This window comes from Ensifer sp. R-19 (assembly GCF_049905105.1).
GTDB lineage: Bacteria > Pseudomonadota > Alphaproteobacteria > Rhizobiales > Rhizobiaceae > Ensifer.
This window is the reverse complement of record NZ_CP184569.1, coordinates 3,209,525-3,233,944: the sequence shown is the minus strand read 5'-3', so window position 1 is coordinate 3,233,944 and position 24,420 is coordinate 3,209,525. Positions and strand designations below refer to the sequence as shown.

Here is a 24,420-nt window from a genome sequence, read left to right as displayed (position 1 = left end):
TCACCCCTCGCGGCGAGGACGTTTCTCCACTTTGCCGATGGCGCGTTCAATCGCCTCGAGACCAGCCGTCAGCGCCTGCATTCCGGCGGCTCCAACCAAAGCGTCGAGTTCAGCCTGGTAGCTGGCCGCAAGCGCCGTCAGTTCGACATAGGCACGCAGGCCCGCCTTCGTCAGCTGGAGATGTTCGAGGCGGCGATCGCCTTCGTTTTCATTGCGCGTCAGCCAGCGCCGCTCTTCGAGTGCTGCGACCGCACGGCTCACCTTGGTCTTGTGCATGGCGGAATGCGCGCCCACTTCCGTTGCCGTCATTGGACGACGGGTGCTGCCGAGGGGTGCCAGCGTTCGCCATTCCGGGCGAGTGAGCTGGTAGCGCGCCTTGTATTGTGCGGCAAAGCGCAGGGCGACGAATTCGGCCGCGCGGTTCAGCCGGTAGGGCAGGAAGGCATTGAGCTCGAAGCCGTCGGCGGTCATCGGTGTTTCCTTGATAGTTACAAAATCGATAGTTACGATTGCAACTAATATGCCGAAGGCGAGGCTCGCGTCCACCATGGATGGGGCCGTTGCGGGCGGTGTTTGGGATTGCGCTGGCCCCGCTGCGAGAGCTGGAGCCGGATGCTCAAGGGAGGAGGATAGAACCATGCTCGACAAGGCAGGAAAACAGGCCGAGGCACGGACTGACGCAGCCGAGGCGCTCAACTACATGCCGGGTTTCGGCAATGATTTCGAGACCGAAAGCCTGCCGGGAGCTCTACCGCAGGGCCAGAACAGTCCACAGAAATGCGCCTACGGGCTCTATGCCGAGCAGCTCTCCGGCTCGCCCTTTACCGCGCCGCGCGGCACCAACGAGCGCTCCTGGCTCTACCGCATCCGCCCGAGCGTCCGCCACACCGGGCGGTTTTCCAAGATCGACTATCCGCACTGGAAGACGGCGCCGCATGTGGCCGAGCATTCCCTGGCGCTCGGCCAGTTGCGCTGGAACCCGTTGCCGGCGCCCTCGGAAAAACTGAACTTCCTTGAGGGCATCCGCACCATGACGACGGCGGGCGATGCGCCGACGCAGACCGGAATGGCGGCCCATGCCTATGCCTTCAACGCCGACATGGTGGACGACTATTTCTTCAATGCCGACGGCGAACTCTTGATCGTTCCGGAAGCGGGCGCGATCCAGGTCTTCACGGAACTCGGCAAGATGGATGTGGAGCCCTCGGAAATCTGCATCGTGCCGCGCGGCACCATGTTCAAGGTGACGCGGCTTGGTGAAGAGAAGGTCTGGCGCGGCTATATCTGCGAGAACTATGGCGCCAAGTTCACATTGCCGGATCGCGGCCCGATCGGCGCCAACTGCCTTGCCAATCCGCGCGACTTCAAGACGCCGGTCGCCGCCTTCGAGGAGAAGGAGACGCCTTGCCGCGTGCATGTGAAGTGGTGCGGCGGCTTCCATGTGACCGAGATCGGCCATTCACCGCTCGACGTCGTCGCCTGGCACGGCAACTACGCGCCCTACAAATACGACCTCAAGACCTACTCGCCGGTTGGCGCCATCCTCTTCGATCATCCGGACCCGTCGATCTTCACGGTGCTGACGGCACCCTCGGGCGAAGAGGGTACGGCGAACATCGATTTCGTCATCTTCCCGCCGCGTTGGCTGGTGGCCGAGCACACCTTCCGGCCGCCCTGGTACCACCGCAACATCATGAGCGAGTTCATGGGGCTGATCTACGGCCGCTATGACGCCAAGGAAGAGGGCTTCGTGCCCGGCGGCATGAGCCTGCACAACATGATGCTGGCACATGGGCCGGATGCGTCGGGCTACGACAAGGCGACAAACAGTGAGTTGAAACCGGTGAAGCTCGACCATACGATGGCCTTCATGTTCGAGACCCGCTTCCCACAGCAGCTGACCCGCTTCGCCGCCGAACTGGAGACGTTGCAGGACAACTACATCGACTGCTGGACGGATCTCAAGAAGCGCTTCAACGGGACGCCGGAAGGCGATTGGTCTTGAGTTCACGCCTCGTTTTGCTTGGCAGCAAGGGTGGTCCGGCGATCCGGCCGGGCGGCCCGTGGCCGACCTCGTCATTGCTTCAAATCGGCGGCCGTTCGATCGTGGTCGATTGCGGCCTTGGCGTTACCCGCGGAGTAACGGATGCCGGCGTGCCGCTGAAGGCGCTGGACCTGATCGTCATCACCCACCTGCATTCGGATCATGTGCTTGAGCTTGGTCCGTTGATCCACACGGCCTGGACCGCGGGGCTCGCGCATCCAGTGCGCGTCTTCGGCCCCGCCGGGACACGTGCCTATTGGCAGGGCTTCCTTCAGGCGATGGCCTTCGACATCGACATTCGCATCGTCGACGAAGGCCGGCCGGACCTGTGCGCTCTTGTCGACGTCATCGAGTTTTCCGAGGGCGCGGTCTTTTCGGAGAACGGCCTGACCGTGTCGGCGCTACGCGTCGATCATCCGCCAGTCACCGACTGTTTCGCGCTGCGGTTCGATCATGCGGAGGGCTCGGTCGTCTTTTCCGCTGATACGGCCTATTTTCCGCCGCTCGCCGATTTCGCCCGAGGGGCTGACATTCTCGTGCACGAAGCGATGCTCGCCGAAGGCGTCGACCGGCTGGTGGCGCGCACCGGCAACGGCGCGCGATTGAAGGAGCACCTGCTTGCGAGCCACACATTCGCCGAACAGGCGGCCGCGATCGCAACGTCCGCCGGCGTCGGTCGGCTGGTGCTGCACCACCTCATTCCGGCCGATGATCCCGAGATAACGCAAGGCCATTGGATTGCGGCGACCCGCAAAAGCTGGGCAGGCGCCTTGACGATCGCCGCCGACGGCCTTGTTGTGAGACTTGCGGACGATTCGCCCGCTTAAAACAACTCCGCGAAGGCCGCGCAGCGGCTTTCGGTCCGGAACAATGAGAAGATTGAGAGGGAGGACTGCATGAAACTGGCGACACTCAAGGACAGTACGCGCGACGGAAAGCTCGTGGTCGTCTCTCGCGATCTCACCCGCTGCTCCGAGGTCGGGCATATCGCCCGTACGCTGCAGGCAGCGCTCGACGACTGGGAACACGCAGGCCCGCGGCTTGCCCGCGTGGCCGAGGGGATCGAGACCGGCTCGCAGCCGACGATCCGGTTCCATGAACACGACGCCCTGTCGCCGTTGCCGCGCGCTTACCAATGGGCCGACGGCTCGGCCTACGTCAATCACGTCGAGCTCGTCCGCAAGGCCCGCAATGCCGAAATGCCGGCAAGCTTCTGGACCGACCCGCTGATGTATCAAGGCGGCTCCGACAGCTTCATCGCGCCGCGCGATCCGATCCCGCTTGCCGACGAAAGCTGGGGCGTCGACATGGAGGGCGAGGTCGCCGTCATCGTCGACGACGTGCCGATGGGCGCTACCAATGACGAGGCGCGCGCTGCGATCCGCCTGGTGATGCTGGTCAACGACGTATCGTTGCGTGGCCTCATCCCGGCCGAGCTTGCCAAGGGTTTCGGCTTCTTCCAGTCAAAGCCGTCTTCTGCCTTTTCGCCGGTCGCCGTTTCCCCGGATGAATTGGGTGAGGCCTGGGACGGCGGCAAGCTGCATCTGCCGCTCTGCGTCGACATCAACGGCAAGCCCTTCGGCCGAGCCAATGCCGGCATCGACATGACCTTCGATTTCGCCCAACTGGTCGCGCATGCGGCCAAGACCCGGCCGCTTTCTGCCGGCACGATTATCGGTTCGGGCACGGTCTCCAACAAGCTTGACGGCGGACCGGGCAAGCCGGTCGCAGAGGGCGGTGCCGGTTATTCCTGCATCGCGGAGCTGCGCATGATCGAAACCATCGTCGGTGGTGCGGCGAAGACGCATTTCCTGAGGGTCGGTGACGTCGTGCGCATCGAGATGAAGGACAAGACCGGCCATTCGATCTTCGGCGCTATCGAACAGACCGTCGAAGCCTACAACAAGGCCTAAACGGCTGAACGACAAGAACGGGCAAAGGCATGAGCGAGACCGTCCTTTACGACTACTGGCGTTCGTCGGCGAGCTATCGGGTGCGTATCGCGCTCAACAGCCTCGGCGAAAGCTATCGTTCGGTGCCGGTCGATCTGCTCGCCAAGGCGCACAAGGCGCCGGAGCATCTGGCGCGCAATCCGCAGGGGCTCGTGCCCGTTCTCGACATCGATGGCGAGCGGTTCACGCAATCGCTCGCCACCATCGAATATCTCGCCGAGACACGCAGCAATGCCGGTTTCCTGCCTGACGATGCCGTCGGGCGCCAGCGGGTGCGCATGCTCTCCTACGCGATCGCGATGGACATCCATCCCGTCTGCAATCTCGGCGTGATCTCCTATGTCATGGCCAATGCCGAGGACGGTGAGGCGGCGCGGCGCAACTGGATGCGCAAGTTCATCGGCGAGGGACTTGCCGCCTTCGAACAGCTGCTCGACCATCCCGCAACCGGGCGGTTCTGCCATGGCGACAGCCCGTCGATGGCGGATTTCTGCCTCGTGCCGCAGGTCTACAATGCCCGCCGCTGGGAGGTGGATCTCAGCGCTTGCCCACGGCTTGTCGCGATCGATCAGAATTGTTCGGAGATCGAGGCATTCGCCCGCGCTCACCCGGATCGCACGCCGCGCTGACCGGTGCGGTTGTCCGTTCTGTTCCTTCAGACATCATCTGACTGAAGCTGCCTTGTGCTGACCGGCCTCATCTGGCCGGTTCCGTCAAACGGATGTCGCGAATGGATCGACGGCCGGGCCAAGGCCGCGCTAGTTTTTGTGTGACTGGCCGTATAAGGGGGGCCGGAAAAACCTCTGGAGCGAGAGATCTACCGATGAAAAGCTATGTGCTGAACGTCAGCTGCAAGACCACCCGTGGCATCGTTGCCGCCATCACCGGCTATCTCGCCGAAAAGGGCTGTTACATTTCGGACAGTTCGCAGTTCGACGATCTCGAAACCGGGCTGTTCTTCATGCGCCTCACCTTCATCAGCCAGGAGGGCGCCACGCTCGACGAGCTGAAAGCGGGCTTCGAGCCGGTGGTCAAGCGCTTCGACATGAATGCGGAGATCCGCGACAGCGAAGAGCGCATGAAGGTGCTGCTGATGGTGTCGCGTTTCGGCCATTGCCTCAACGACCTGCTCTATCGCTGGAAGATCGGCGCGCTGCCAATCGATATCGTCGGTGTCGTCTCCAACCACTTCGACTATCAGAAGGTGGTGGTCAACCACGACATTCCCTTCCACTACATCAAGGTGACGAAGGAGAACAAGCCGAAGGCGGAAGCCCAGCTCCTAGAGCTCGTCGAACAGACCGGCGCCGACCTGATCGTGCTCGCCCGCTATATGCAGGTCCTGTCGGATGCGCTCTGCAAGAAGATGTCGGGCCGCATCATCAACATCCACCACTCGTTCCTGCCGTCGTTCAAGGGCGCCAATCCCTACAAGCAGGCCTATGAGCGCGGCGTGAAGCTGATCGGCGCGACGGCGCACTATGTCACCGCCGATCTCGACGAGGGCCCGATCATCGAGCAGGATATCGCCCGCATCACCCATGCCCAAAGTGCCGAAGACTACGTCTCGATCGGTCGCGACGTCGAAAGCCAGGTGCTGGCCCGTGCGGTACACGCCCATATCCACAACCGCTGCTTCATCAACGGCAACCGCGTCGTCGTCTTCCCGCCGAGCCCGGGTTCCTACGCTTCCGAGCGCATGGGCTGAGGTATGGGAAATCCGGCCCTCTCGCCGCCAAGCGGGTGACAGGCTCGGGGGACAAATCGTCCGCTGATAATGAGAAGCGCCGCCCGTTTCGACCGGCGGCGCTCAAAACCTACTGCAACAGCTCCAGCCCGACCGCCGTCGCCTCGCCGCCACCGATGCAGAGCGAGGCAATGCCGCGTTTGACCTGCTTGGCGCGCATGGCGTGCAGGAGCGTCACGATGATGCGGGCGCCCGAGGCGCCGATCGGGTGGCCGAGCGCGCATGCGCCCCCGTTAATGTTGACGATATCGTCGGAAAGGCCGAGATCGCGGATCGCGGCCATCGCCACCACGGCGAAGGCCTCGTTGATTTCGTAGAGGCCGACGCTGCCCTTCTCCCAGGCGAGCTTGGCCATCAGCTTGTCGATCGCACCGATCGGAGCGGTGGTAAACCAGGCCGGTTCCTGCGCATGGCCGGCATGGCCAGCGACGATGGCGAGGGGCGTGAGCCCGCGCTTTTCCGCCTCGCTTGCACGCATCAAAATCAGCGCCGCCGCACCGTCGGAGATCGACGACGAATTGGCCGCCGTCACGCTGCCGCCGTCGCGGAAGGCGGCTTTCAGATTCGGGATCTTTGCCGGATCCGATTTGGTCGGCTGCTCGTCGCGATCAAGGTTGGCGGTCTGGCGTTTGCCGGCGCCGCTGACCGCCACTATTTCCACGGCAAAGGAACCATCCTCAGCCGCCCGGTTGGCGCGCTCCAGCGAGCGAAGCGCGAAGGCGTCCTGATCGGTGCGCGAGAACTGGTAGTGTTCGGCCGTATCCTCGGCATAGGTGCCCATCAGCCGACCGGAGTAGGCGTCTTCGAGGCCGTCGAGGAACATATGGTCCTTGACCTCACCATGCCCCAGGCGGAAACCGCCGCGCGCCTTCGGCAGCAGATACGGGGCGTTGGTCATCGACTCCATGCCGCCGACGGCAAGCACCGACGCGCTGCCCGAAAGGAGCGCGTCGTGGCCGAGCATCAGCGCTTTCATGCCGGAACCGCAGACCTTGGAGATGGTCGTCGACGGCGTTTCCTTGCCGAGGCCTGCGCCAAGAGCGGCCTGGCGCGCCGGGTTCTGGCCAATGCCGGCCGGTAGCACATTGCCCATCAGCACCTCGTCGACAGCTTCAAGGCCGGCGCGACCAAGTGCTGCCTTCAGCGCGATGGCGCCGATTTCCGGCGCGGTCAAATCCTTGAGGCTGCCCTGAAAGGCGCCCATTGGGGTGCGGGCCGCCGAAACGATGACGATAGGGTCAATTCTGCTCATGTCTTTCTCCCATACGGCAATGGTTGGCGCTAGTGGGTGCCACCGTCAGATATGCAGCGCGTGCCCGAGCGCCTTCAACGCGGACTCCTGAAAGGCCTCCGATTGTGTCGGGTGGGCATGGATCGTGCCGGCGATGTCTTCGAGCCGCGCGCCCATCTCAATCGCCAGGCTGAAGCTTGCCGAGAGTTCCGAGACGCCGTGGCCGACGGCCTGGATGCCGAGCACCAGGTGGTTGTCGGCGCGGGCAACGATGCGGACGAAACCGTCTTCGGCAAGCGTCGTCATGGCCCGGCCGTTCGCCTGGAAGGGGAACTGGCCGATCTTGATCTCGATGCCGCTCGCGCGCGCCTCGTCGGGCGAGAGCCCAGCGGTGACAATCTCCGGATCGGTGAAGCAGACCGCCGGGATGCAGCGCTTGTCCCAGCTTCGTTTATGCCCGGCGACGATCTCCGCCACCATCTCGCCTTGCGCCATGGCGCGATGCGCCAGCATCGGCTCGCCGGTGACGTCGCCGATCGCGTAGATGCCGCGCATGGAGGTGCGGCACTGGTCGTCGATGCGGATGAAGCGGCCGGTGCGGTCGAGGTCGATCTCCTCCAGGCCGAAGCCTTCGGTCACCGGCTTGCGGCCGATGGTGACGAGCACCTTTTCGGCGGCGACATCGATGGCGCGACCGTTGTGCTCGGCATGCAGGCTGCCGGTCTCGGCGGAGTAGCTCTTGGCAACCGTCTGGGTGAAGACTTCGATGCCGAGCTCGCCTAGGCGCTTGCCGATCGGCTTCGTCAGATCCGCGTCGTACTGCGGCAGGATGCGCGTCAGCGCCTCGACGATGGTGACATGGCTGCCGAGCTTGGCGAAGGCGGTGCCGAGTTCCAGACCGATATAGCCGCCGCCGATGACGGCGAGGCTCTTCGGCACGCTCTTCAGCGACAAGGCTTCCGTCGAGGAAATGATCGGCCCGCCGAAGGGCAGGTCCGGCAGTTCGACCGGCGCCGAGCCGGTGGCAATGACGATCGCTTCGGCGCGGATGCGCTGCAGCCCGATTTCGGTCTCGACATCGACGGTCTTGCCATCGACGAAGCGGGCGGCGCCGATCACGGCCTTGACGCCGGCCTTTTTCAGAAGCCCGGTGACGCCGCCGTTCAGCCGGCCGACGATGCCGTCCTTCCAGGCGACGGTATGGGCGAGGTCGATCGACGGATTGGCCAGAGAGAGGCCGAGCGGGTTGCGGCCGGAGGCGGCCGCGCGCAGCTTGTGAAACTCTTCGGCCGCGTGGATCAGGGCCTTGGAGGGAATGCAACCGACATTGAGGCAGGTGCCGCCGGCCTTGGCCTTTTCGACGATGACCGTGTCGATGCCGAGCTGGCCGGCGCGGATGGCTGCGATGTAGCCGCCGGGGCCGGCGCCGATCACGAGCAGCTTGCAGGAAATTTCCTTCATGATCGCCTCAGGCCTCCACGAATATAAGCGCCGGCGTTTCGAGCAGGGTCTTCAGCCGCTGCACGAAGACGGCCGCATCCCAGCCGTCGATGACGCGGTGATCGAAGCTCGAGGACAGGTTCATGATCTTGCGCGGCACGAACTGCGTGCCGTCCCAGACGGGCCGGATCGCAAGCTTGTTGACGCCGACGATCGCCACTTCCGGATGGTTGATGACCGGGGTGGTGACGATGCCGCCGAGCGCGCCGAGCGACGAGATGGTGATCGTCGATCCGGTCAACTCGTCGCGGGTGGCCGTGCCGGTGCGGGCCGCTTCCGCCAGACGGTTGAGTTCGGTGGCGCAATCCCAGATGCCGCGTGCTTCGGCATGGCGCACGACCGGGACGGTGAGGCCGGCGGGTGTCTGGGTGGCGATGCCGATATGGACGGCGTGATGGCGGTGGATGATGCCGGGACCGTCGTCGAAGATCGCGTTGACGGCGGGCTGATCGGCAATGGTGCGGACCAGCGCGCGCATCAGATAGGGCAGGATCGTCAGCTTCGGTTGATCCGGCTTGCGGTCGCGGTTCATCGTCGTCCGCAGGTCCTCGAGCGCTGTCATATCCACTTCTTCCACATAGGTGATGTGGGGAATGCGCGAGGTCGAAAGCGACATCTTCTCGGCGATGCGGCGGCGAAGGCCGGTCACCTTGATCTCGTCGACCGCGGTCTTGCGCTGCAGGCCGGCGGGCGCCGGCGCCGGCTGGGCGCCGCGGGCGATGAACTGGTCGAGATCATCATGAGTGATGCGGCCGGCCGCACCGGTGCCGGCCACCTGGCGCAGGTCGACGCCGCTTTCCTTGGCGCGCAGGCGCACGGCCGGCGAGGCCAGTGCTTTTTCCAGCCGCTCGCCGGTCGCGTGGCCATTCGCGATCGGTGCCTTCGCCTCGACTTTGACGGGTTGCGTAGGCTTGGCGACTGGGGCGGGTGCCTCGACCTTTACGGCGGGCTGTTCTTCCGCCTTTGCTGCCAGCTTGTTGTCAACAGCCGGTGCGGCTGTTTCCCCCTCACCGGCGATTTCGATGCGCACCAGCGGCGCCTTCACCGCGACGGTGTCACCCACTTCGGCACCGAGCCAGAGCACGGTGCCGGTGACGGGCGAGGGGATTTCGACGGTCGCCTTGTCGGTCATGACGGCGGCGAGCACCATGTCCTCGCGAACGGGATCGCCAGGCTTCACGTGCCATTCCACGAGTTCGGCCTCAGCCACGCCTTCGCCGACATCGGGCATCTTGATTACGAATTCGCCCATCTCAGGCCTCCATCACTTCGACGAGCGCGCGTCCGACGCGCGCGGGGCCGGGGAAATAGTCCCATTCCTGGGCGTGCGGGTAGGGCGTGTCCCAGCCCGCAACGCGCACGACGGGCGCTTCGAGATGGTAGAAGCAATGCTCCTGAACGAGCGAGGCCACTTCGCCGCCGAAGCCTGACGTGAGCGTGGCCTCATGCACGACGACGCAGCGACCAGTCTTTTCCACCGACTTGACGATCGTATCGAGATCGAGTGGCAGCAGGCTGCGCAGGTCGATCACCTCGGCGTCGATACCGGTTTCCTCGGCCGCTGCAAGCGCCACGTGCACCATGGTGCCATAGGCGACGACGGTGACGGCGGAGCCCTGACGGCGGATCTCCGCCTTGCCGATCGGGATGGTGTAGTGGCCTTCGGGTACCTCGCCGAGGTCATGCTTCGACCACGGGATGACCGGCCGGTCGTGATGGCCGTCGAAGGGACCGTTGTAGAGCCGCTTCGGCTCGAGGAACATCACCGGATCGGGATCTTCGATCGAAGCGATCAGCAGGCCCTTGGCGTCATAGGGATTGGAGGGCACCACGACCTTGAGGCCGCAGACATGGGTGAACAGCGCTTCCGGGCTCTGGCTGTGGGTCTGGCCGCCGAAGATGCCGCCGCCGGTCGGCATGCGCAGCACGATCGGGCAGGTGAAATCGCCGTTGGAGCGGTAGCGGATGCGGGCCGCTTCCTGGGTGATCTGGTCGTAGGCCGGGTACATGTAGTCGGCGAACTGAATCTCGACGCAGGGCTTCAGCCCATAGGCCGCCATGCCGATCGCCGTGCCGACGATGCCGCTTTCGCTGATCGGTGCATCGAAACAGCGGGTCTTGCCGTATTTCGCCTGTAGCCCTTGCGTGCAGCGGAAGACGCCGCCGAAATAGCCGACGTCCTCGCCGAAGACGACGACGTTGTCGTCGCGCTGCATGGAGACGTCCATGGCGCTACGCACGGCTTCGATCATTGTCATTCTGGCCATGTCAGTATCCTGCCTTCTGCCGCTGGCGGCGAATGTGCGGCGGCATCTCGGCATAGACACCCTCGAAGATGTCGCGCACCGACGGCTTGCCGCCGGCATGCAAGGTGCCGTGGCCTTCGGCCTGTTTCTGTGCCTGGATTACCGCATCGACGATTTCGGCTTCCGCCTGGGTGTGGCGCTCTTCGGACCAGGCGCCGCGCAGGATCAGGTGCTTTTTCAGCCGGAGGACGGGATCGCCGAGCGGCCAGGCCTCCGATTCCGTCTTCGGTCGGTAGGCGCTCGGGTCGTCGGAGGTCGAATGCGCGCCGACGCGATAGGTGACGTATTCGATCAGCGTCGGGCCGAGATTGCGCCTTGCGCGCTCGGCCGCCCATTTGGCGACGGCGTAGACGGCGAGATAGTCGTTGCCGTCGACGCGCAGCGCCGGAATGCCGAAGCCGAGGCCGCGGGCGGCAAAGGTGCCGGAGCCGCCGCGCGCGATGCCCTGGAAGGTGGAGATCGCCCACTGATTGTTGACGATGTTGAGGATGACAGGCGCCTTGTAGGTGGAGGCAAAGACCAGCGCCGAGTGGAAGTCCGATTCCGCCGTCGAGCCGTCACCGATCCAGGCCGCGGCGATCTTGGTGTCGCGCTTGATCGCCGACGCCATCGCCCAGCCGACAGCCTGCACATATTGGGTTGCGAGGTTGCCGGAGATGGTGAAGAAGCCATGCTCCTTGGAGGAATACATGATCGGCAGCTGCCGGCCGCGCAAGGGATCGCTCTCGTTCGAGAAGATCTGGTTCATCATCTCGACCATGGGATAGCCGTCGGCGATCAGAAGACCGGCCTGGCGATAGGTCGGGAAGTTCATGTCACCCTTCACCAACGCCTTGCGGAAGGCGCAGCTAACGGCCTCTTCGCCCAGGTGCTGCATGTAGAACGAGGTCTTGCCCTGACGCTGCGCCATCACCATGCGCGCGTCGAAGGCGCGCAGCGTCATCATGTGCTTGAGACCAGCCAGAAGCTCGTCGTCGGACAGCAGAACGGCCCAGGGGCCGACCGCTTCGCCGTCACGGTTCAAGACGCGAATGATCGAATAGGCGAGATCGCGCATCTCTTCCGGCGCGACGTCCACCTCCGGGCGCGGAACGGAGCCGGCCTTCGGGATCTTGACGTTGGAGAAATCCGGCTGGCCACCGGGCCGAACGGCGGGTTCGGGGACATGCAGGCTAAGTCGATCGAGATCGCTCATGCAGTTTCCGGCCTCCTCCGGAGTGCGCAGCGCACCAAATCAAAGATCGGTTCCAATTGAACCGCTCTTCATCTCTGTTTTCACGCATTTCCGGACGCAAAACCGCTACGCAGTTTTGCTGGAAATGCTCTAAATCGGGAAAACGATCGGACTGACATATGCGAAGACGTACGTTCCGACCTCACACGGCTCCTCTGCCTGAGGTCTGCGTACACTCCTCCTAAGCCCCGCTCTCCCGACGGGAATGCTCACAGACTGCCACGAGTTCCGGGGCTTATGAAGGTCTTTCCGTGTTGCGGGGCAGGGGCAGACGAAGAAAGATAGAATCCTGCCGGGAGTGCGCTCACGCGTTGTGTTGCGCATGGCCTTGCCGGTCGCTGCTTGTAATTTTCTTTCGCGGGCGTTTCGCCGTACGGCGATCAAACCGGCGGGGCGATCGTAATCGGCGTCGCGTCGAGGAAGCGCGAGAGCCGGAATGGGGTGGGGTCGACGACCGGTTTATCTCCGGTCACGAGATCCGCAACGAGATGCCCGGCGCCCGGCCCGATGCCGAAACCGTGGCCCGAAAATCCGGTCGCGATGATCAGTCCCGGAACGCCTTCTGCCGCTGAAATCACCGGAACGGCATCCGGCGTCACGTCGATCAGGCCGGCCCAGATCTGCTGCACCTTGGCCTCACGCAGAAACGGGAAGGCTTTTGCGGCGGCGTCGAGAGCATGAAGTGCGCGGCGGGAATCCGGGTTGGGATCAAGCACGCGGTGGCGCTCGAAGGCGCCCGGGCGATCGAGCGGGACGGCGCCGATTTCGAACAGCTCGTTCCAGCTCTGGGCGCTGAGGCCGACCTGCACGGCCTCGCCTTCCGCCTTTCGCGCCGGCTGGAAATCGCGGAAGAACGCGAAGCTGTCGGGCACGATCGCGTGCAGATTGGCCGCGCCGTCGGCAATCGTGTAGCCGCCGTCGAGCCGCTTGCGGTAGGCGTAAGTTGCGGTTGCGCCGGCGCCTTCCGGTCCCCCGGAAGCCGGGCCGGTTCTCACGACCGTGTTGCGCACTTTCAGTTGCGGCAGGCGGATGCCAAGGCTCTTGAGGAACAGTCGCGACCAGGCACCGCCGGCGACGACGACCGTCGAAGTTTCGATGCGACCCTTCTCGGTCACAACCGCGGAGATCCGCCCGGCCGCCCGCTCGACGCCACGCACGGCGCAGCCGGTCAAGATGCGCGCTCCGGCGCGGCGGGCGCCGGCAACGATCGCAGGCACGGCCTTTTGCGGTTCTGCCCGGCCGTCGCTTGGGGTGAAGAGCGCACCTTCATAGCGAAGGGCGGCGCTCGGCATCGCCGCCGCGGTCGCATCAGCGCCAAGCTGCCGACTGTCGACGCCATAGGGTTTGGCCATCGCGAGCCAGGCATCGCGGTTGGCGACATCACGTTCATTCTCGGAGATGTAGAGAATGCCGCTGCGGCGAAAGCCGGTCTCGCCGCCGACACGGGCGTCGAGCGTGTCCCAGATCCTCAGCGCCTCGATCGCCAGTGGGATCTCGCGCTCGTCGCGGCCCATGACCCGCACCCAGCCCCAGTTGCGGCTCGACTGCTCCGCTCCGGGCATGCCTTTCTCGCAAAGCACGACATCGATGCCGCGTTCGGCGAGGAAGAGGGCTGTGCTGACGCCGATGATACCACCACCGACGATGACGACGTCGGCCTTGGCGGGCAGGGCGGTATCGGTGGCGATGGGATCAAGCGCGGGACCGGGCATGGGGAGGTACTTTCGGGCAGGACGTGTCACGGTCATCGGTGCATGCCGCCGCCGCGAGATCAAGACCTGCTATCTGGCCATTGCTCGAAAGCTTGGGTTTGCCGGCTCACTTTGTTTGGGAAAGCTGGTCCGCCTCGCCATCGGGCGGACTTCCGGTTTGCCCGGGGAGCTTCTATGCTCGCCCGCATGAGTGAGAGCCGCCCCGATCTTCGCCCCGTCCTGCGCATCGATTTTCCGCCCGCCGACCGGCTCGGCCGCGGCAAGATCATGCTGCTTGAACTGATCCGCGAGACCGGGTCGATCTCCGCTGCCGGGCGGGCGATGGACATGTCCTATCGGCGCGCCTGGCTACTGGTCGATGCCTTGAACCGGATGTTCAGCGAGCCTTCGGTTGAATCGCAGCGCGGCGGCAAACAGGGTGGCGGGGCGCTAGTGACAGCTTTCGGCGAAGAGCTGATCCGGCGCTACCGCGAGATGGAGGAAAAAACGCGAGCCGCGATTGCCGAGGATCTTGCCTGGCTCGAAAGCGTTCGCGGCAACACTGCACCGTCGGGTACGGACGCGGTTGCAAACGACATTTAGTGGTCGATCGCCACGGACTTGATCACGGCATAGACGGTCCTGCCAGGAACAAGCTGCAGCGCGTCGCGCGAAAAGCGGGTGATGCGGGCGGAAATCGTCGCATCGCCGCAAGTCACCCTGACATCGACGCTGCCGTCTTCCTCCGTCGCGATCGCAAGGATGCGCCCTTCCAGCACGTTGAGCGCGCTGATCTCCACAGGTCTTGATGTCGCCAGCATGACGTCGCGCGCGGCGACGTGCAGGCGAAGCCTGCTGCCGGGTGTCGCGCTGACACCCGCAATGCGCAGTCGTTCCCGCCCGACCCGGACCGTCGTCAGTTCGTGGGACGGATCGGTTCCCTCGACCTCGCCTTCCAGCAGGACGCCGGCCTCGCGCCTGCCGGTGGCGAGCATGGCGGCCGGCGCGCTCAAAACCTCGGCGGCGGCACCCGATGCCGTTACCCGGCCATCCTCCAGAATGACGACGCGCCGCGCCAACCGGGCGACTTCGCCGACGGAATGGCTGACATAGACGATCGGGATGCCAGCATCGTCACGCAGCCGTTCGAGATAGGGCAGGATCTCGGCCTTGCGGGCCTCGTCGAGCGCCGCGAGCGGTTCATCCATCAGGAGCAGGCGGGGTGCTGCCAGCAGCGCACGGCCGATCGCGATGCGCTGCCTTTCGCCGCCGGAAAGGGCTGAAGGGTTGCGTTCCAGCAGATGGCCGATGCCGAGCATCTCGACAATGCGCGCAAAGTCGCCACCGGCGCCGCTCTTGCCGGCGAACCAGCGGCCATAGGCAAGATTACGGCGCACGCTCAAATGCGGAAAGAGGCGCGCTTCCTGAAAGACGTAGCCGAAGCGGCGGCGATGCACGGGCGTGAAGACCCGACGCTCGCTGTCGGCAATGACGTCGCCATCGAGCACAACGCGACCGCTTTGCGGTTTCAACAACCCGGCGATGATATTGATCAGCGAGGTCTTGCCGGAGCCGGAGCGACCGAACAGCGCCGTAACGCCGCCGTCCGAGGTGAAAGCGGCATCGAGCGAGAAGTTGCCGAACTGGTGGCGGGCTTCGACGGTGAGGCTCATTGGGCCGCCACCCGACGGGCGGCGAAGGTCGCCAGCAGTTCGGAGAAAATGAGCGCGGCCATGGAAATGACGATCGAAATGATCGTCAACCGCATGGCACCGGCGTCGCCGCCCGGCACCTGGGTGAAGGTGTAGATGGCGGAGGAAAGCGTCTGCGTTTCCCCGGGAATATTGGAGACGAAGGTGATCGTCGCGCCGAACTCGCCCATCGCCTTGGCAAAGGCGATGATCATGCCGGCGATGATGCCGGGGATGATCAGCGGCAAGGTGACGGTGGCAAACACCCAGAGCGGGCTGGCACCGAGCGTGGTCGCTGCGTCTTCCAGCTTGCGGTCGACTGCTTCGATCGACAGGCGGATGCTGCGCACCATCAGCGGAAAGGCCATGACCGCTGAGGCAAGCGCCGCGCCGGTCCAGCGGAAGGAGAAGACCAGGCCGAAGTAGTCGGCAAAAAAGGCGCCGAGCGGTCCGCGCCTGCCGAAGAGCAGGAGCAGCAGGAAACCGGTAACGACCGGCGGCAGGATCAGAGGCAGGTGAACGAGACCATTCAGCAGCGTCTTGCCCCAGAAACGGCCGCGGGCGAGCATCATGGCGATGGCGAGCGCGAAGGGCAGGCTGCAGATCATCGCGACGGTTGCGACGCGCAGGCTCAAAAGGATCGCCGTCCATTCCGCATCGCTTACTGCAAGCCAGTCCAACAGATGTCGCTCCCCGATACGAGGCCGGTGGGATGTGGCTGTCCGCCTGCGTCCGCCCCCCGCCTCTGACAAATGATCGCGTCGCCCGCGTTTGGGCGCGGGCGACACGTGACGATAGATGCTTCGCCTGCCTCTGGACAGCCGAGATCCACCGCCTTTTCAGGCCGATTACTTAAGGACGGTGAAGCCCTGCTTTTCGAAGAGGGCGGCTCCCTTCGCCGACTTGACGAAGTCGACATAGGCGGCGGCATCCGGGCTCTTGCTCTCGGCGGTGATCGCGATCGGATAGATGATCGGCGGATGGCTGTCTTCCGGGAAGGTACCGACGACCTTCACGCCCGGGTCGGCGGCCGCGTCGGTCTGGTAGACGATGCCATAGGGTGCTTCGCCGCGCGAGACGAGGAGGAGTGCCGCGCGCACGCTTTCGGCGCCGGCGACCTTGGGCTCTACGGCCTTCCAGGCGCCGAGCTTTTCGAGCGCCGCCTTGCCGTATTTGCCGGCCGGAACGGAATCGACGGCACCCATGGCGAGGCGACCGTCGCCGAGCATGGCTGCCAGGTCGAAGCCCTGCTTGATATCGACGGCTGCTGCGTCGGCCTTGCCGGAAACGAGTACGATGCGGTTGCCGAGCAGGTTGGAGCGGGTGTCGTCCTTGATCAACTTCTTGTCCGTGAGATAGTCCATCCAGGCGAGGTCGGCGGAGATGAAGACATCGGCCGGTGCACCCTGCTCGACCTGCTTGGCGAGCGCCGAGCTTGCCGCGTAGGAAACGGTCGTTTCCTTGCCGCTTTCCTTCCGCCACTCGGCATTGATCGCATCGAGCGCGTTCTTGAGGCTAGCGGCCGCAAAGACCGTTACCTTCTCTTCGGCCTGCGCCGATGCCGGCATGACGGTGGTACCGGCCCAGGCGAGGCAGAGTGTCAACACCAGGCCCTTCAGCCAGTCTCTTCTCTTGATCATCGATTTCCTCCAACGAAGCGTGATATCTCTTAGGATACAACGATATCGCTTCCTGATTAGCGTTGTATCCATTGAAATACAATGCTCTTGTAGACGGCCAGCGCGGCGTCCGGCGCGCCCATCCGCTCCAGGCAAAAGCCGTGCAACATCCGCGATGGGGCTTGCGATGGCGGTCGGGCGGCCTAAATTGCTGGCCTCAAAGCCAATTGATGGACCGGAGGTGCGATGGAAACGGCGGTGAAGCTCGAAGAGAGCTGGAAGGCAGCGCTGGCGCCGGAATTTTCCAGCGCCTATATGGCCGAGCTCAAGCAGTTCCTGCTCGCCCAAAGGAACGAAGGCAGACAGATTTTTCCGCGGGGACCTGAATACTTCCGCGCGCTCGACCTGACGCCGCTCGACAAAGTGCGCGTCGTCATCCTCGGCCAGGACCCCTATCACGGCGACGGCCAGGCGCACGGGCTCTGCTTCAGCGTGCGCCCCGGTATCCGAACACCGCCCTCGCTCGTCAACATCTATAAGGAACTGAATACAGATCTCGGCATTCCGCCGGCGCGACACGGCTTCCTCGAAAGCTGGGCGAAGCAAGGTGTGCTGCTCTTAAACAGCGTGCTGACGGTGGAGCGCGGCAATGCGGCGTCACACCAGGGGCGCGGTTGGGAGAAGTTCACGGACGCAATCATCCGCGCGGTCAACGAGGCGGATCATCCCGTCGTCTTCATGCTCTGGGGTTCCTACGCGCAGAAGAAGGCGGCCTTCGTCGACCGGTCGCGCCATCTGGTGCTGCGCGCGCCGCATCCTTCGCCCTTGTCGGCCCATTCCGGTTTTCTCGGCTGCCGGCATTTCTCCCAGGCCAATGCCTTCCTGGAATCCAAGGGTTTTGATCCGATCGACTGGCGGCTGCCCGAAGATCCGGCTGTCGCCGAAATGAACTGAGGTCGGCGTTGACGTTTCCGCTGTCGCGGTAAGGTCTTGCGCCGGAGACGGCGATCCGCCAAACACGCCGAGAGAAGGCAGGCGGAGGCGAGGACATGCGCAAAATTCTGATCATCGGCATCGGTTCGGGCAATCCGGAGCATATGACGGTACAGGCGATCAATGCGCTGAACCGCGCCGACGTGCTGTTCATCCCGACCAAGGGGGCGAAGAAGACCGAGCTGGCCGAAGTGCGCCGCGACATCTGCGCCCGTTATGTGACGCGCGGCGACAGCCGCACGGTCGAATTCGCGGTGCCGGTGCGCCGCACCGAGGGCGTCAGCTACGACGGCAGCGTCGACGACTGGCACGCCCAGATCGCCGCGATCTACGAAGGGTTGCTGGCGAAGGAATTGGGTGATCAGGGGATCGGCGCATTCCTCGTCTGGGGCGATCCGATGCTCTATGACAGCACCATCCGTATCGTCGAGCGGGTCAAGGCGCGAGGGCAGGTTGCCTTCGACTACGACGTCGTTCCGGGGATCACCAGCCTGCAGGCGCTCTGCGCCAGCCACCGCATTCCGCTGAACCTCGTCGGCAAGCCGGTGGAGATCACCACCGGGCGCCGGTTGCACGAGAGCTTTCCGGAAAAGAGCCAGACTTCCGTCGTGATGCTCGACGGTGAGCAGGCGTTTCAGCGGATCGACGATCCCGATGCCGAGATCTACTGGGGCGCCTATCTCGGTACGCCGGATGAGATCGTCCTTTCCGGCCGTCTCGCCGAGGTGAGGGACCGGATCCTCGAAACAAGGGCGTCGGCGCGTGAGAGAATGGGCTGGATCATGGACATCTACCTGCTTCGCAAAGGTGTCGACTTCGAGGAGTGAGGACGCCGGACAGACCGCGTCGTGTTTGATCTCACTCAAGGTTTGCGGCTGTGTTATAGCGTCTTTGGAGGCTTCTTCAGGGAGGAGAGCCTCAAGCGATGACGGATTTGATGAGTACCTGCGCCCTTCCATCGACCGGAGAACCCGGTGCCAGCGCCTCGATGCGGCGCGGCGCCTGTCCGTCGCTCGCCGCACCGATGCAGACCGGCGACGGGCTGCTCGTGCGGCTCAGGCCCGATGACGGCAGCCTGACCATTCCCAAGGTCATCGCGCTTGCAGCCGCCGCCAAGACCTTCGGCAACGGCATCATCGAGATCACCGCGCGCGGAAACCTGCAGTTGCGCGGCCTGAGCGCGGCGACGGTACCTGGGCTGGCGCAGGCGATCGGGGACGCCGAGATCATGATCGCCGAGGGCCTTGCTATTGAGGTGCCGCCGCTTGCCGGTATCGATCCCGCTGAGACCGCGGATCCCCGGCCGATCGCGGCAGGGCTTCGAGAAGCCTTGCAGGCGCGCCGGCCGATGCTGAGGCTTGCGCCCAAACTGTCGGTCGTCATCGACGGTGGCGGACGCTTTGGTCTTAATGCTGTGGTTGCCGACATTCGCCTTCGGGCGCTTTCGACGCCCGACGGCTCTGGATGGCTGCTGTCGCTGGGCGGGACGGCAGCGAAGGGATCGATCATCGGGACGTTTGTCGGCAACGCGGTCGTGCCGGCCTTGATCACCATTCTCGAAAAACTGGCGAGCCTCGGCACGACGGCACGTGGGCGCGATCTGGACCCGGCGGAAATCCGCGCCCTTTGTCGGTGCGAGGCATTGTCCGAACGTCCGGCAGTTCTGAGTTCGGCCTCGATACCCGGCAGTCATGACCTCGGTGACGCTGGGGTTATTCTCGGCCTCGGCCTCGCCTTCGCGCAGGTGGAGGCGTCCGTGCTGGAGGCCTTCCTCCATCAGGCCCAGGAGCTTGGCGCCACCGCAATCCGGCTTGCGCCGGGGCATGCCTTCTTCGTGCTTGGCCTCGGCCACGAGACCGCGGCTGTCGCCCAGAGCCTGGCGGCGGCGCATGGTTTTCGCATCGTCGAAGACGACCCGCGCAACGCGATTGCCACCTGCGCCGGCAGCAAGGGCTGCGCCTCCGCGTGGATGGAGACCAAGGGCATGGCACAAAGCCTTGTCGAGATGGCGCCCGAGCTGCTCGACGGCTCGCTTACCGTGCATCTTTCCGGCTGCGCGAAGGGCTGTGCCCGACCGAGGCCATCGGAGCTGACGTTGGTCGGTGCGTCATCAGGATACGGCCTTGTCGTAAATGGGGCTGCCGACGGCTTGCCAAGCGCCTACACCGATGAGAATGGAGTGAAATCCGCGCTTGCCCGCCTCGGCCGGCTGGTGCGGCAAAACAAAGACGCTGGCGAATCGGCGCAGTCCTGTCTTACACGGCTCGGAGCTGCGCGCGTCTCGGCAGCGTTCGAACAGGAATAGACATGCCTGAGTATGATTACATCCGCGATGGCAACGCCATCTACGAGCGTTCCTTCGCGATCATCCGCGCCGAGGCCGACCTTTCCGGATTCTCCGAGGAGGAAGCGGATCTGGCGGTGCGCATGGTGCATGCCTGCGGCTCCGTCGAAGCGACCAAGCAGTTCGTCTTCTCTCCCGATTTCGTGACCTCGGCCCGCGCGGCGCTCAAGGCCGGCGCGCCGATCCTTTGCGATGCCGAGATGGTCGCGCACGGTATCACCCGCGCGCGGCTGCCGGCCGGCAACGAGGTGATCTGCACGCTGCGCGATCCGCGCACGCCTGAGATTGCCGCCGCGATCGGCAACACCCGCTCTGCCGCCGCGCTCAGGCTCTGGAGCGAGCGCCTGGCCGGGTCGGTCGTGGCGATCGGCAACGCGCCGACGGCCTTGTTTTTCCTGCTCGAAATGCTGCGTGACGGCGCGCCGAAGCCGGCGGCGATCCTCGGCATGCCCGTCGGTTTCGTCGGCGCGGCGGAATCGAAGGATGCGCTGGCCGAGAATTCCTATGGCGTTCCCTTCGCCATCGTGCGCGGTCGCCTCGGCGGTAGCGCCATGACGGCTGCGGCGCTGAATTCGCTCGCGAGGCCGGGCCTGTGAGCGGCGCCGGCGTGGGGCGCCTGATCGGCGTTGGAACCGGCCCGGGGGATCCGGAGCTCTTGACGGTCAAGGCGGTGAAGGCGCTGGGCGAAGCCGACGTGCTTGCCTATTTCGCCAAGGCCGGGCGCAGCGGCAACGGCCGCGCGGTCGTCGAAGGCCTGCTGAAGCCCGATCTCCTGGAGCTGCCGCTCTACTATCCGGTGACGACCGAGATCGACAAGGACGACGGCGCCTACAAGAGCCAGATCACCGATTTCTACAATGCATCCGCCGAAGCCGTGGCGGCGCATCTTCTCGCCGGGCGCACGGTCGCGGTGCTCAGCGAAGGCGATCCGCTGTTCTATGGCTCCTACATGCACCTGCATGTGCGGCTCGCCAACCGCTTCCCGGTCGAGGTGATCCCTGGCATTACCGCCATGTCCGGCTGCTGGTCGCTTGCCGGCCTGCCGCTGGTGCAGGGCGATGATGTGCTCTCCGTGCTTCCGGGCACGATGGCCGAGGCCGAGCTTGGCCGGCGGCTTGGGGATACCGAAGCGGCCGTGATCATGAAGGTCGGACGCAATCTGCCGAAGATCCGACGGGCGCTTGCCGCCTCCGGTCGCCTCAATCAGGCGGTCTATGTCGAGCGCGGCACGATGAAGAACGCGGCGATGACGGCGCTGGCCGAGAAGGCCGACGACGAGGCGCCCTATTTCTCGCTGGTGCTCGTGCCCGGCTGGAAGGACAGGCCATGACCGGTACGCTCTATGTGGTCGGCACCGGCCCGGGCAGCCCGAAGCAGATGACGCCGGAGACGGCGGAAGCTGTTGCGGCGGCGGAAGAGTTTTACGGCTATTTTCCCTATCTCGATCGGCTGAACCTGCGTCCCGACCAGCTGCGCGTCGCCTCCGACAATCGCGAGGAGCTCGACCGGGCACAGGTGGCGCTGACGCGGGCTGCTGCCGGCGTGAAGGTCTGCATGGTCTCCGGCGGCGATCCCGGTGTCTTTGCGATGGCGGCTGCCGTCTGCGAGGCGATCGACAAGGGGCCCAAGGAATGGAAATCGGTCGAACTGGTGGTCACGCCCGGCGTGACGGCCATGCTCGCCGTTGCCGCCCGCATCGGCGCACCGCTCGGTCATGATTTCTGCGCGATGTCTCTCTCCGACAACCTGAAGCCCTGGGAGGTCATCACCCGGCGGCTGAGGCTGGCGGCGGAAGCGGGCCTCGTCATTGCACTCTACAATCCGATCAGCAAGGCGCGACCGTGGCAGCTCGGCGAAGCCTTCGAGATCCTGCGCGGTGTGCTGCCGGCAACGGTGCCGGTCATCTTCGGCCGCGCGGCCGGACGGCCGGACGAGCGCATCGCGGTGATGCCGCTCGGCGAGGCCGATGCCAACCGCGCCGACATGGCGACCTGCGTCATCATCGGCTCGCCGGAAACGCGCATCGTCGAGCGTGAAGGGCAACCCGATCTCGTCTACACGCCGCGCTTCTATGCGGGAGCGAGCCAGTGAGCGATGCGGTCGAGTGCCTCGTCGCAACTGCCAACGGCGGGCACATCCGTCGGTTTGCGCCGCTCGACCATGATCACCTCGATGCCGAGCCGGCGCGCTGCGGCGATTTTGCCATAGGTGGCGCTGCCGCCGCTGTTCTTGGCAACGATCACGTCGATCTTCCGGGTCTCCAGCAGCGCGGCTTCATCGGCTTCCTTGAAGGGGCCGGTCGCCAGGATCGCCTCCTGGTCGGGCAGGTTAAGCGGCGGAGTGACCGGATCGACGCTGCGGATGACGTAGCTGTGCTGCGGTGCGACCTCGAAGTGGAACGCCTCCTGCCGGCCGATGGCGAGGAAGACGCGCCGGCGGCGATCGCCAAGCGCGCTCACCGCTTCGACAACGCTGTCGACGGTGGTCCAGCGATCGCCGGGCAGGGGCAGCCATTCCGGTCGGCGAAGCGCAAGCAGCGGAATTCCGGTTCGTTGCGCCGCTTCCGCGGCGTTGTGCGATATGCGCGCGGCAAAGGGATGCGTGGCGTCGACCAGCAGGGCGATGTTTTCGTCGCGCAGGAAGTGCGCCAGCCCATCGGCGCCGCCGAAACCGCCAATGCGGGTCTTGACCGGTTGCGGCCGCGGGTCGGCGGTACGACCGGCAAGCGAGATTGCGGTGTCGTAGCGGGCGTCTTCGGCCAATCGGCTCGCGAGTTCGCGCGCCTCGGTGGTGCCGCCCAATATCAGAATGCGAGGTTTTTCCATGGCTGACGTGCCGAACAGCGAACCCGCCATCGTCTCCCCCTGGCTGACCGTCATCGGTATCGGTGAAGATGGTGTAGCGGGTCTCGGCGACGAGGCCAAGCGGTTGATCGCCGAGGCACCCGTCGTCTATGGCGGTCATCGCCACCTGGAGCTCGCCGCTCCCCTTATCACAGGCGAGGCTCATCACTGGCAGAGCCCGCTCGAGCGCTCGGTGGTGGAAATCGTCGGTCGCCGTGGCAGCCCCGTGGTGGTGCTTGCCTCGGGCGACCCATTCTTCTTCGGCGTCGGCGTGACGCTGGCGCGCCGGATCGCGTCTGCCGAAATCCGCACGCTCCCCGCACCGTCCTCGATCAGCCTTGCCGCCTCACGGCTAGGCTGGGCCTTGCAGGATGCGACGCTCGTCTCAGTGCATGGACGTCCGCTCGATCTGGTGCGGCCGCACCTGCATCCGGGCGCGCGCGTGCTGACGCTGACATCGGACGGGGCCGGCCCGCGGGACCTGGCCGAGCTGCTGGTCGCCAGCGGCTTCGGTCAGTCCCGGCTGACGGTTCTGGAGGCGCTCGGCGGCGCCGGCGAACGGGTGACGACGCAGATCGCCTCGCGTTTCATGCTCGGCCTCGTGCACCCCTTGAATGTCTGCGCCATCGAGGTCACGGCCGACGAGGGCGCGCGCATCCTGCCGCTTGCGGCCGGCCGCGACGACGCGCTGTTCGAGCATGACGGCCAGATCACCAAGCGCGAGGTGCGGGCTTTGACGCTGTCAGCACTGGCGCCGCGCAAGGGCGAACTGCTCTGGGATATCGGCGGCGGCTCCGGCTCGATCGGTATCGAATGGATGCTGGCCGACCCGACCATGCGCGCGATCTCCATCGAAGTGTCGCCGGAGCGTGCGGTCCGCATCGGCCGCAACGCGACGATGTTCGGTGTGCCGGGGTTGACAGTGGTCGAAGGTGAAGCACCGGCCGCCCTTGCCGGCCTGCCGCAGCCCGATGCGATCTTCATCGGCGGCGGCGGCAGCGAAGCCGGCGTGATGGAGGCCGCGATCGCGGCGCTCGGGCCTGGTGGACGTCTGGTCGCCAACGCGGTGACAACGGATATGGAAGCGGTGCTGCTTGATCATCACGTGCGGCTCGGTGGCACGCTGATCCGAATCGATATCGCACGAGCCGGTCCCGTTGGCGCGATGACCGGATGGCGGCCTGCCATGCCGGTGACGCAGTGGTCCTGGGCGAAGAGCTAGAAC

At 65.0% G+C, this 24,420-nt stretch carries 24 protein-coding genes; 13 read left to right on the top strand and 11 right to left on the bottom strand.

Translation table 11 applies throughout. The features are described 5' to 3' along the window. On the bottom strand, positions 1–471 hold the full coding sequence (locus tag ACN9MO_RS15715; protein WP_112995962.1) for a MarR family winged helix-turn-helix transcriptional regulator: 471 nt from the start codon (positions 469–471) through the stop codon (positions 1–3). A 166-nt stretch (positions 472–637) separates the two neighbouring features. Between ACN9MO_RS15715 and hmgA the strand changes: the two genes are divergently transcribed. From hmgA to purU, 5 genes are all read left to right on the top strand, one after another. Continuing rightward, positions 638–2,005: a homogentisate 1,2-dioxygenase gene (gene hmgA, locus ACN9MO_RS15710; RefSeq protein ID WP_058325309.1), complete on the top strand. Its 1,368-nt coding sequence runs from the start codon at positions 638–640 to the stop codon at positions 2,003–2,005. After that, positions 2,002–2,871 carry an MBL fold metallo-hydrolase gene (locus ACN9MO_RS15705; RefSeq protein WP_112995961.1) on the top strand — a complete coding sequence of 290 codons (870 nt, stop codon included), beginning with the start codon at positions 2,002–2,004 and terminating at the stop codon, positions 2,869–2,871. Before hmgA ends, ACN9MO_RS15705 begins: the two co-directional genes overlap by 4 nt. 69 nt (positions 2,872–2,940) lie before the next feature. Then, positions 2,941–3,957, top strand: coding sequence for a fumarylacetoacetate hydrolase family protein (locus ACN9MO_RS15700; RefSeq protein WP_057254510.1), 1,017 nt, complete (start codon positions 2,941–2,943; stop codon positions 3,955–3,957). A 29-nt stretch (positions 3,958–3,986) separates the two neighbouring features. Continuing rightward, positions 3,987–4,625, top strand: a complete 639-nt coding sequence (gene maiA / locus ACN9MO_RS15695; RefSeq protein WP_058325307.1) for a maleylacetoacetate isomerase — start codon at positions 3,987–3,989, stop codon at positions 4,623–4,625. Positions 4,626–4,819: 194 nt separating this feature from the next. Continuing rightward, complete coding sequence (gene purU / locus ACN9MO_RS15690) at positions 4,820–5,704, top strand: formyltetrahydrofolate deformylase (protein WP_057254512.1); 885 nt, start codon at positions 4,820–4,822, stop codon at positions 5,702–5,704. A 109-nt stretch (positions 5,705–5,813) separates the two neighbouring features. On the opposite strand, the gene ACN9MO_RS15685 is transcribed toward purU, so the two are convergent. From ACN9MO_RS15685 to ACN9MO_RS15660, 6 genes are all read right to left on the bottom strand, one after another. Continuing rightward, positions 5,814–6,995, bottom strand: a complete 1,182-nt coding sequence (locus ACN9MO_RS15685; RefSeq protein WP_113132240.1) for an acetyl-CoA C-acyltransferase — start codon at positions 6,993–6,995, stop codon at positions 5,814–5,816. 45 nt (positions 6,996–7,040) lie between these two features. Then, the gene (lpdA, locus tag ACN9MO_RS15680) at positions 7,041–8,435 is read right to left on the bottom strand and encodes a dihydrolipoyl dehydrogenase (protein ID WP_112995958.1); all 1,395 of its coding nucleotides are present in this window, start codon (positions 8,433–8,435) and stop codon (positions 7,041–7,043) included. A 7-nt stretch (positions 8,436–8,442) separates the two neighbouring features. Beyond that, positions 8,443–9,726: a dihydrolipoamide acetyltransferase family protein gene (locus ACN9MO_RS15675; RefSeq protein ID WP_113132241.1), complete on the bottom strand. Its 1,284-nt coding sequence runs from the start codon at positions 9,724–9,726 to the stop codon at positions 8,443–8,445. A 1-nt stretch (position 9,727) separates the two neighbouring features. Beyond that, positions 9,728–10,741, bottom strand: coding sequence for an alpha-ketoacid dehydrogenase subunit beta (locus ACN9MO_RS15670; protein WP_112995957.1), 1,014 nt, complete (start codon positions 10,739–10,741; stop codon positions 9,728–9,730). Position 10,742: 1 nt separating this feature from the next. Further along, a complete protein-coding gene (locus ACN9MO_RS15665) occupies positions 10,743–11,975 on the bottom strand; it encodes a 3-methyl-2-oxobutanoate dehydrogenase (2-methylpropanoyl-transferring) subunit alpha (RefSeq protein ID WP_425985535.1) in 1,233 nt (410 codons plus the stop codon). Between the two features lie 419 nt (positions 11,976–12,394). Continuing rightward, a complete protein-coding gene (locus tag ACN9MO_RS15660; protein WP_112995956.1) occupies positions 12,395–13,726 on the bottom strand; it encodes an NAD(P)/FAD-dependent oxidoreductase in 1,332 nt (443 codons plus the stop codon). Positions 13,727–13,912: 186 nt separating this feature from the next. Here ACN9MO_RS15660 and ACN9MO_RS15655 point away from each other — a divergent pair, with 186 nt between their 5' ends. After that, positions 13,913–14,308: a winged helix-turn-helix domain-containing protein gene (locus ACN9MO_RS15655; protein ID WP_113132264.1), complete on the top strand. Its 396-nt coding sequence runs from the start codon at positions 13,913–13,915 to the stop codon at positions 14,306–14,308. Here ACN9MO_RS15655 and modC read toward each other — a convergent pair. From modC to modA, 3 genes are all read right to left on the bottom strand, one after another. Further along, positions 14,305–15,378, bottom strand: coding sequence for a molybdenum ABC transporter ATP-binding protein (modC, locus tag ACN9MO_RS15650; protein WP_113132242.1), 1,074 nt, complete (start codon positions 15,376–15,378; stop codon positions 14,305–14,307). The two genes, ACN9MO_RS15655 and modC, sit on opposite strands and share 4 nt — an antisense overlap. After that, entirely contained in the window at positions 15,375–16,076 is a 702-nt protein-coding gene (gene modB / locus ACN9MO_RS15645; protein ID WP_058325301.1) for a molybdate ABC transporter permease subunit, read from the bottom strand. The genes modC and modB overlap by 4 nt, the downstream gene beginning before the upstream one ends. Positions 16,077–16,244: 168 nt before the next feature. Further along, positions 16,245–17,036, bottom strand: a complete 792-nt coding sequence (gene modA / locus ACN9MO_RS15640; RefSeq protein ID WP_112995954.1) for a molybdate ABC transporter substrate-binding protein — start codon at positions 17,034–17,036, stop codon at positions 16,245–16,247. A gap of 225 nt (positions 17,037–17,261) precedes the next feature. On the opposite strand from modA, the gene ung reads away from it, so the two are divergent. The 6 genes from ung (at position 17,262) to ACN9MO_RS15610 (ending at position 22,443) form a co-directional block, all read left to right on the top strand. Then, positions 17,262–17,969 (top strand): uracil-DNA glycosylase, encoded by a 708-nt coding sequence (gene ung / locus ACN9MO_RS15635; protein WP_057254522.1) that lies wholly within the window; start codon positions 17,262–17,264, stop codon positions 17,967–17,969. A 95-nt stretch (positions 17,970–18,064) separates the two neighbouring features. Beyond that, on the top strand, positions 18,065–18,835 hold the full coding sequence (cobF, locus tag ACN9MO_RS15630; RefSeq protein ID WP_112995953.1) for a precorrin-6A synthase (deacetylating): 771 nt from the start codon (positions 18,065–18,067) through the stop codon (positions 18,833–18,835). Between the two features lie 110 nt (positions 18,836–18,945). Continuing rightward, positions 18,946–20,313 carry a precorrin-3B synthase gene (gene cobG / locus ACN9MO_RS15625; protein ID WP_162733579.1) on the top strand — a complete coding sequence of 456 codons (1,368 nt, stop codon included), beginning with the start codon at positions 18,946–18,948 and terminating at the stop codon, positions 20,311–20,313. 2 nt (positions 20,314–20,315) lie between these two features. After that, positions 20,316–20,948, top strand: coding sequence for a precorrin-8X methylmutase (locus ACN9MO_RS15620; RefSeq protein ID WP_058325298.1), 633 nt, complete (start codon positions 20,316–20,318; stop codon positions 20,946–20,948). Then, positions 20,945–21,682, top strand: coding sequence for a precorrin-2 C(20)-methyltransferase (locus tag ACN9MO_RS15615; protein WP_112995951.1), 738 nt, complete (start codon positions 20,945–20,947; stop codon positions 21,680–21,682). Before ACN9MO_RS15620 ends, ACN9MO_RS15615 begins: the two co-directional genes overlap by 4 nt. Beyond that, positions 21,679–22,443, top strand: coding sequence for a precorrin-3B C(17)-methyltransferase (locus tag ACN9MO_RS15610; RefSeq protein WP_113132243.1), 765 nt, complete (start codon positions 21,679–21,681; stop codon positions 22,441–22,443). Before ACN9MO_RS15615 ends, ACN9MO_RS15610 begins: the two co-directional genes overlap by 4 nt. Here the strand turns inward: ACN9MO_RS15610 and ACN9MO_RS15605 are convergent. After that, positions 22,422–23,207, bottom strand: a complete 786-nt coding sequence (locus tag ACN9MO_RS15605) for a cobalt-precorrin-6A reductase (protein ID WP_093233582.1) — start codon at positions 23,205–23,207, stop codon at positions 22,422–22,424. The two genes, ACN9MO_RS15610 and ACN9MO_RS15605, sit on opposite strands and share 22 nt — an antisense overlap. Here ACN9MO_RS15605 and cbiE point away from each other — a divergent pair. After that, positions 23,176–24,417 carry a precorrin-6y C5,15-methyltransferase (decarboxylating) subunit CbiE gene (gene cbiE, locus ACN9MO_RS15600; RefSeq protein WP_112995949.1) on the top strand — a complete coding sequence of 414 codons (1,242 nt, stop codon included), beginning with the start codon at positions 23,176–23,178 and terminating at the stop codon, positions 24,415–24,417. The two genes, ACN9MO_RS15605 and cbiE, sit on opposite strands and share 32 nt — an antisense overlap. The last annotated feature ends 3 nt before the right edge of the window (positions 24,418–24,420 follow it).